The 7,193-nt window shown below is 52.1% G+C and carries 7 protein-coding genes and 1 pseudogene; 7 read left to right on the top strand and 1 reads right to left on the bottom strand.

The window, feature by feature from the left end:
• Positions 1-151 precede the first annotated feature (151 nt).
• The 3 genes from VU18_RS08025 to VU18_RS08015 all read left to right on the top strand — a co-directional run bounded on the left by VU18_RS08025 (position 152) and on the right by VU18_RS08015 (position 3,670).
• On the top strand, positions 152-1,000 hold the full coding sequence (locus tag VU18_RS08025; protein WP_014195957.1) for a metallophosphoesterase: 849 nt from the start codon (positions 152-154) through the stop codon (positions 998-1,000).
• Positions 1,001-1,174: 174 nt separating this feature from the next.
• Positions 1,175-2,680: a Na+/H+ antiporter NhaC family protein gene (locus VU18_RS08020; RefSeq protein ID WP_021321477.1), complete on the top strand. Its 1,506-nt coding sequence runs from the start codon at positions 1,175-1,177 to the stop codon at positions 2,678-2,680.
• 63 nt (positions 2,681-2,743) lie between these two features.
• Positions 2,744-3,670 (top strand): endonuclease I family protein, encoded by a 927-nt coding sequence (locus tag VU18_RS08015; protein WP_021321478.1) that lies wholly within the window; start codon positions 2,744-2,746, stop codon positions 3,668-3,670.
• A 138-nt stretch (positions 3,671-3,808) separates the two neighbouring features.
• Here VU18_RS08015 and VU18_RS08010 read toward each other — a convergent pair whose 3' ends face one another.
• Positions 3,809-4,765, bottom strand: coding sequence for a bile acid:sodium symporter family protein (locus VU18_RS08010; protein WP_020279325.1), 957 nt, complete (start codon positions 4,763-4,765; stop codon positions 3,809-3,811).
• A 226-nt stretch (positions 4,766-4,991) separates the two neighbouring features.
• On the opposite strand from VU18_RS08010, the gene VU18_RS08005 reads away from it, so the two are divergent.
• The 4 genes and pseudogenes from VU18_RS08005 to VU18_RS17340 all read left to right on the top strand — a co-directional run bounded on the left by VU18_RS08005 (position 4,992) and on the right by VU18_RS17340 (position 6,936).
• The gene (locus VU18_RS08005) at positions 4,992-5,213 is read left to right on the top strand and encodes a FeoA family protein (RefSeq protein ID WP_047757907.1); all 222 of its coding nucleotides are present in this window, start codon (positions 4,992-4,994) and stop codon (positions 5,211-5,213) included.
• Positions 5,213-6,313: pseudogene (locus VU18_RS08000) on the top strand (ferrous iron transporter B); the annotation flags it as partial. The gene VU18_RS08005 and the pseudogene VU18_RS08000, both read left to right, overlap by 1 nt.
• A gap of 1 nt (position 6,314) precedes the next feature.
• Positions 6,315-6,774 (top strand): nucleoside recognition domain-containing protein (locus tag VU18_RS19775; protein WP_304413650.1); only part of this gene is annotated, 460 nt, incomplete at its 5' end.
• 15 nt (positions 6,775-6,789) lie between these two features.
• Positions 6,790-6,936 (top strand): FeoB-associated Cys-rich membrane protein, encoded by a 147-nt coding sequence (locus tag VU18_RS17340; protein WP_014195950.1) that lies wholly within the window; start codon positions 6,790-6,792, stop codon positions 6,934-6,936.
• Positions 6,937-7,193 lie beyond the last annotated feature (257 nt).

The following is a 7,193-nucleotide window of genomic DNA, read 5'->3' as shown; positions in this document are numbered from 1 at the left end:
CCGTCTCATGCCGCTTGTCCGCCCGCCGAAATATTTGGTGATGTCAAAGGAAAAATTGTTTTCGTTGTACGGCTGCCATCTCATCCACTAACTCCCTCTTTCTTCTCTCCTCCGTTTCACTATAATGGGTATCGAGGGAGGAGAGAAGACGATGACTTTCTTTTTTGTTTTTCTTGCAATCTTGTTATTGCTTGCTTTGGCCATTCGCAAAGCCCACCGCAACACGTATGAAGCGGTTTTGCATAAAGTCCAAGTCGGCCGTTCAGAGGATGGAGACGGAGCCCTTCGGATTTTGCAGCTATCGGATTTGCATCTTGAAAAACTGTCGATCACCCCAGACGATTTATACGAAAAGCTGAAAGAGGAAGCGATCGATTTGATCGCGTTGACGGGCGACTTTTTGGACCGTGAGGAAAGCATCGCCAAGCTCAGTCCGTATTTGGCCGCGCTGAATGCATTGAAACCGACGTACGGCATGTATGCGGTGTTTGGCAACCACGATTACGTGCTTCAAGGCGAACCGTTTGCGCGCTTGAAAGCGACGCTTGAGGCGCACGGCTGCGTCGTCTTGCAAAACGAGACGAAAACGATCACCGTCAACGGTCAAACCGTCAATATCATCGGCATCGATGACTTTTACACGGGGCGCAGCGACATCAAAAAGGCATACGCCGGCGTGAAAGACGGCATCAACCTCGTGTTGACGCACGATCCGGACATCGTGCCGCATATGAAAGACTATCATTTTGACTACTTGTTGTCCGGCCATTTCCACGGCGGGCAAATTCATTGGCCAAAGCCGTACCATTTGGCGAAAATGAGCAAAACGCTCACCGAGCGGAACATGATCAAAGGTTATCATGAATGGGAGGGGAAACCGTTTTATATCAACGAAGGGCTTGGGCAAACCGGGGTGAACATTCGAATCGGCTCGAAGCCGGAAGTGACGCTCCACTTGTTGGCGCTGCCGTCCCGAAGAGAAGCAGTGAAAGCTGTCTAATTGGCAGCTTTTTATTTTTTTATTAGGCAGGAAAGCGGTTTCGCTTGCGCGTGCCACCATGCGGCGCGCTTTTTGTGTGGACTCGTCTCCCTGTTGTTGGGGGAAAATCAATGACCGTTTGCATAGACAAGGGAAACAATCGCCATACTTTTTAAAGAAAGGAGTGAATGGCCAATGGAACCGTCGTGGAAAGCTCTCTTGCCATTTTTAGTTGTCATCCCGATTTCAATTTGGACGAAGCAAGTGATCCCTGGACTGTTTGTCGGGCTGTTGGTCGGCAGCTATTTCATGACGCCGTCGTTGCTTGGCGGGCTGCGGACGATGCTTCATTACGTCGTCGATAACTTGATGCAGACGAACAACATTCGCATCATCATTTTCTTGTATGTGTTCGCCGGTCTTGTCAGCATGATCAAATATACCGGGGGAATCAAAGGGTTCGTCCATCTCGTCAGCAAAAAAGTGAAATCGGCCAAAACCGCCATGCTGCTGACGTGGATTTCGACGATGGTGACGTTTAGCGACCCCGATTTTCGCATCGTCACCGTCGCGCCGATCATGAAGGCGCTGCGCAAACGGCTTGGGCTGTCGTCCCAGCAAATCGGCTTTGCCATTGAGGTGACATCCAACCCGGTTGTCGCGCTCATCCCAATTGCCACCGCGTTTGTCGGCTATATGGTGTCGGTCATCGATAAGGCGCTTGATACGGCTGGCATCGGAGCGGAGCCGTACATCGTGTACGTCCGAAGCATTCCGTTTAACTTTTTCTCGTATGCCATTATTGCGGTTGGGCTCTACTACAGTTTTTTTGTCTATTCGCGCAAAAAACAAGCGGCAGTAAGCGAAAAGCGGAAAGAGGCGCCGATTCGAAGCTGGAACGAGCGGTTGGCGCTCGAAATGGCGGAAGAACAGCGGCCGGCTGACAATGAGCCCAATGAAGCGCAAGGGGAAGAAGGAGACGCGATGCAGACATGCCCGCGCGCTTACCAAAAAGAAACGCCGGTCAAGCCGTGGAATTTGATCGTTCCGCTTTCGATCGTGCTTGTCTTGACGTTGTTTTTAAGTTGGTGGGACGGCCGCCGGGGGGCAAGAACGTTTTGGCAGGCGTTTTTGCAAAGCGATGCGCTCGGTGCGATGTTGGAGGCGCTGTTGTTTACCGTGATCATTACAGTGGCCTTTTTCCTTTGGCAAAAGTTTAAGCTGAACGATTTATTGACTCATTTTGTTAAAGGCGGCAATGAGCTGATTTCCGTCATTTTAATGCTGGCGCTCATTTGGGCGCTGTCGGCTGTGGCGGAGGATTTAGGGTTTTCGCAATACATTACGGGCCATGTCAAAGAATGGATTCCGCCGTTTTTCGTCGCTCCGATTTTGTTTTTGCTTGGCGCCGTCATTTCCTATTTCATCGGCTCGTCGTGGGGGACGTGGGGGATGTTGATGCCGCTTGGCGTAACGCTCGCGAGCCAGTCAGGAGCGAATATTTTGCCGGTCATCGGCGCTGTGTTTGCAAGCGGCACATTCGGGGCGTTCGCGTCGCCGCTCAGCGACAATACAGTGACGCTTTGCACCATTTTGGATTTGCCGGTGATGGAATACGCGCGCACGAAGTTGATCCCATCGTTGATCGCCGCCGGCATCGCCGCCGTTTTGTTCGGCGCGACATCGTTTCTTTTGCATTAACGCTGTTGTCGCCCTCTTTCGCCTTCCATGATACACTAAAAGAAAAAAGAAAGGGGAGCGCCGATGGGAGAGGCGGAACGGCGGCTTGAGGAGCTTGGCCAATGGCAAACGGAAGATGTTGCCGCCCAGCTGGAGCAGTTGAACGAGCGGCTCGCGGTGGAGGACGCGTATTATCGTGCGGATGAAGACCAACGGGCGCGCGAACGGTATTACCGCCATCTGCCGCTTGAAGGGGACGGATTGGTGTTGTTTGTCCGCTATCACGAACTGGTGGCGCATACCCATAAGCGACGGCTGCCGTATTTTTTCAGCAAGGACGAATATTTGTACACATGGGTCGACTTGCAGCCGGACGGAACGGTGCGAAGCTTGTACTCCGGCGAGCGAAAAGACCCGAAGATGTTGATCGTCCAAGATGTCCAAACGATGAAACGGCGCTACGATGAATTTCGCCAGTTGTTGAAAAAAATGAAGCATGGGCTCGGCGATGTGCACGAGCGGGTGAAAACGATCGAGCAGCAATGGAAATTCAATGCCGAACATGTCGTGCCGCAGTCTTGGTTTGGCGCCCGCGAACCGATGAAAGGCGATTTGCATCATTTATTCGTTTGCCAGCCGGAGTGCAATACGATGCGGTCGAATTTTCCGTACGCGGATTTCCCGTTTTACAATCCGGAAGATCCCGACGAGCAAATCCAAAACCGTTGCGGAGTCGTTCATAATGGCTATTTCGAGCCGGAATACGGCAAAGGGACGGCGGCAAGGGCGATGTTGTACTTTCTGCTTCGCTACCCAAAGGCGATCGCAAAGTCGTTTCGGCGCAAAATCGATATTCCGCTCCTTGTCCGTTGGCACGAACAATTTCCACCGACGGTGTATGAACATCATCGCAACAGCGCGATTTTTTTCATCCAAGGCAACCGCAACCCGTTCATTGATTTTCCTGAACTGGCAGGGCGGATGGTGTTTCCGTTTGAAGGGGCACTGTGAAATGAGGTGAAAGGCGGGTGCCTGCCTTTTGTCCCGGGTGTCAAGGAATAAGAAAGATGAGCGGAAAAGCTGTCTCCGAAAAACGATCATTCATTTCGGAAGACAGCTTTTTTGTTGCTAGGCAAAGCGTGAGAGGGGTTAAGCGGAAATCGTTTGTTCATCCGCCTGGCGATCTGCTTGTTTGCGGAAGTATGTTGCGACCATCGGACCGGAAATATTGTGCCAGACGCTGAAAATGGCGCTCGGAACAGCGGCGAGCGGCGAAAAATGGGCGGTCGCTAGGGCCGCACCAAGCCCGGAGTTTTGCATGCCAACTTCGATGGAAATCGCCTTTTGTTTTGGCGGTGACAGGCGAAACAGTTTGGCAAACCAATACCCAAGCAGCAAGCCCAATCCGTTATGAACAACGACAATAAGAAAAATAAGCAGTCCGCTTTTGGCAATGGCCGCTTGGTTTTGTCCGACGACGGCGGCGACAATGGCCACGATGGCGATGACCGAAACGAGCGGCAGCGCCGGGATGCACGCTTTGACTTGCTTTTGGAACAGAGCCTGGGCGATGAGTCCTAAAAGGATCGGAATCAGGACGACTTTGACGATCGACCAAAACAAAGCTGCGGCCGATACGGACAGCCATTTTCCCGCTAAAAGCAAGATGAGCGAAGGCGTCAAAATCGGCGCTAAAATCGTCGAAACAGACGTGACGGCGACCGACAGAGCCGTATCTCCTTTCGCCAAATACGTCATGACGTTGGACGCCGTTCCGCCCGGACAGCAGCCGACTAAAATAATGCCGAGCGCCACTTCGCGCGAAACCGGCAGAAAGTAAGCGAGCAAAAACGCGATAAGCGGCATGATCAGAAATTGGGCAACGACGCCGATCAACACATCAAGCGGACGTTTGAATACTTCTTTGAAATCATCTGCTGAAAGCGTCAATCCCATGCCAAACATCACGATGCCTAAAAGCGGCACAATATACGGGGCGATCCACGTAAACGCGCCGGGAGCGAAAAAAGCAAGCGCTCCGAACAAAAGCACCCAAATCGCAAACGTATTGCCGACAAAGTTGCTGATTCTTCCTAGTGTATTCACTGTACTCACTCCTTGAACAAAGATGGGAAAGATATACAAGAAATTATATATATTTTTTTGAAGAGTTCAACTAATATGAAGAATAATTTTGAAAAAATGTTGACAATATAGAATGATTGTGAAAAAAGTCACTTCCTTTTTCTTCGGTTATGCTATGATAGGAATTGAGAAAAAGAATCATTCTTGACACACATGAGAATAGACAGGGAAATAGGGGGAAAAGACGATGGTGCTGACCGATTTGCATAAAGGAGAAGCAGCGGTCGTCGTCCGTTTGGCCGTCGAGCAGGAGGCACTGAAACAGCGCCTCCTTCATCTAGGGGTCAAAGAAGGAAAAATGGTGCGGTTGAAAGCTGCGATGCCGTTTGGCGGACCGGTGATGATCGAAGTTGATGGGCAGGCCATCGGCTTACGGCGCAAAGAAGCGTCGGCGATTGAGGTGAAATGATGGCGTACGTAGCGCTGTTTGGCAACCCCAATACTGGCAAAACGTCATTGTTTAACTGTTTAACCGGCTCTTATGAATATGTTGGCAACTGGAGCGGGGTAACGGTCGAGAAGAAAGTAGGAGTGCTTCGCCAACACGGTGTGCCGGTCGTCGATTTGCCCGGCATTTACTCGCTCCAGCCGCTGTCCCGTGATGAAGGAGTGGCGACTGATTTCTTATTGACCGAGCCATGCTCGGCAATCGTCAATATCAGAAGCTCGGATCTTCGGTCGCCGAACAGATTTATGAGACGCGTGACCGCTGGATCGGTGAGGCGATCGCTGTTGCGGCGATCGCGCTTGAGAACAAACCGTTGACATGGACGGAAAAAATCGATGTGGTTGTGACAAACCGTTATGTCGGGCTGCCGATTTTTTTGGCGCTGATGTATCTCGTGTTTATGCTCACGTTTAACTGGCTTGGGACGCCGCTTGCCGATCAGCTTGACGCTTTCTTCTCAGGGCCGCTCACTGATTGGCTGTCCCGTCTTCTCGACTGGGCGGGGGCGTCGCCGTTTATCAAGGCACTCGTTTTGGACGGGATTGTCGCTGGGGTCGGCGGGGTTCTGGTGTTTGTTCCGCAAATTTTCATTTTGTTTTTTTTCATCTCGCTTCTCGAAGACTCCGGGTACATGGCGCGCGTGGCGATGGTGATGGACCGGATGATGGAAGCGATCGGGTTAAACGGCAAGGCGTTTATCCCGATGATCATCGGCTTTGGCTGCAACGTTCCCGGGGTGATGGCGGCGCGCACGATCGAGCAGCCGAAAGAACGGCTGTTGACGATCTTGGCGCTGCCGTTTATGTCGTGTTCCGCTCGCTTGCCGGTGTACGCCTTGTTTGCCGGCACGTTTTTCGTCCGCGAGCAGGCGCTTGTCGTGTTTTCACTTTACGTGCTTGGCATTGTAGTGGCTTTGGGGCTCGCCAAGTTGTTCTCATCGACGCTCTTGAAAAACGAAAGTTCGCTGTTTGTCATTGAACTGCCGCCATACCGCGTGCCGCAGGCGCTCACGTTATGGCGGAGCACATGGGAGAAAGGGAAAGGGTTCGTTCGCAAAGCCGNCACGTTTATTTTTGGCGGTTCGGTCGCCATTTGGCTGTTGACGTATATCGGGCCGCATGGGGTCGGCGTTGCCATGGATGACAGTTTTCTCGCCGCCATCGGCGGCCTCATCGCTCCGTTGCTCGCCCCGCTTGGCTTTGGCGCCTGGCAGGCGGGCGCGGCTTTGATCACCGGCTTTTTGGCGAAAGAAGTTGTCGTGTCCACGATGAATATTATTTACCACGTTCATGAGACGAACGGGCTGAAGCAGGTGATCGCCTCCCATTTCACGCCGCTGTCGGCGTTCAGCTTTATGGTGTTCGTCCTGCTTTATACGCCGTGTCTAGCGACGGTGGCGGCGATTCGCAAAGAAACCGGGTCGCGGAAATGGACGCTGTTGTCAATCGGATGCGCGCTGACGGTTGCGTATGTCATTTCGTTTGCCGTCTATCAGTTTGGGCATATGCTTGGTTATTCATGAAAGGAGAGAGAATCGATGATCGCGAATCTTGTGATCGGCGGAGCGATTTTTGCCTACGCCGGCTGGACGCTGGTTCGCCACGTGAAAAAAAGCGCCAAAGGGGCGTGCGCGTCATGCCATGCGGCTGACCATTGCCGAGGCAGCTGCGGGACGGAGAGGTAACCCGTTCAAGACGAACGGATTCCTGACGATGATCGGAATCCGTTTTTCTCATTTTCCGACGAAAGACTTTCGCTTCCATGTTGTAGGATAGCCAAAAAATAAGCGGGGATACAATGGGCAAACTTTCGTTTCAACGGGATCTGGAGGACAAAAGATCAGGCCGCCCTTTGTTTTGGCTGTTGGGTGTTGTTGCCTCAATGATGGCCGAAACACCGGGGGTAGAAAGCTTTTTTCGTTCAACCGTTGAAACTCAAGGG

The sequence above is a fragment of the Geobacillus sp. ZGt-1 genome, from assembly GCF_001026865.1.
GTDB classification, from domain to species: domain Bacteria; phylum Bacillota; class Bacilli; order Bacillales; family Anoxybacillaceae; genus Geobacillus; species Geobacillus thermoleovorans.
Note: the sequence above shows the minus strand (reverse complement) of the source record. Positions and strands in the feature narration are given on the sequence as shown.

Coding starts and splice junctions, on each gene's coding strand:
- VU18_RS08025 (WP_014195957.1), top strand. CDS start 152: ATGACTTTCTTTTTTGTTTTTCTTGCAATCTTGTTATTGCTTGCTTTG.
- VU18_RS08020 (WP_021321477.1), top strand. CDS start 1,175: ATGGAACCGTCGTGGAAAGCTCTCTTGCCATTTTTAGTTGTCATCCCG.
- VU18_RS08015 (WP_021321478.1), top strand. CDS start 2,744: ATGGGAGAGGCGGAACGGCGGCTTGAGGAGCTTGGCCAATGGCAAACG.
- VU18_RS08005 (WP_047757907.1), top strand. CDS start 4,992: ATGGTGCTGACCGATTTGCATAAAGGAGAAGCAGCGGTCGTCGTCCGT.
- VU18_RS17340 (WP_014195950.1), top strand. CDS start 6,790: ATGATCGCGAATCTTGTGATCGGCGGAGCGATTTTTGCCTACGCCGGC.